General features: G+C 38.7%; 1 protein-coding gene. It reads right to left on the bottom strand.

What is annotated here, in order from left to right:
• The coding region (locus tag RMT89_RS41505) for a hypothetical protein (RefSeq protein WP_315888934.1) at positions 1-362 on the bottom strand (362 nt) is incomplete at its 3' end.
• Positions 363-382: the final 20 nt, after the last annotated feature.

The raw sequence follows: 382 nt of genomic DNA, 5'->3' as shown, positions 1-382 counted from the left end.
CCGAGAACGTTCATCGGTTTAGCTTTCCAAATGTGACCACATTTGCAAGAATGTTCAATTGCTATTTGTGAACCTTTATACGGTTCACAGACTGTTATAGTGGATGTCAGTTCTGCGACATATTGCTTGTGTGTTTTCGATAGCGTTTCGGAAACTTTAGCTTGACCGCAAGTTTTACAACGAATACGGAACGGTATAGTTTCCCATTCATTTGAGCACGATTTACAGTGGACGGTAATTTTCTCTTTTGACGATTTATATTCACTCAATAACGTGAATTTGTCAGACCATTTATTGTTGAAATATTCAACATATTCGGCATGTGTCGATTTGTAACCTTTTTCCGTCATATGTGCTTGCACGGACTGTAATATTCCGCGAC

Origin of the sequence: Streptomyces sp. P17 (assembly GCF_032436805.1) — a bacterium.
Taxonomy (GTDB): domain Bacteria; phylum Actinomycetota; class Actinomycetes; order Streptomycetales; family Streptomycetaceae; genus Streptomyces.
This window is presented reverse-complemented; position numbering and strand designations above follow the sequence as displayed.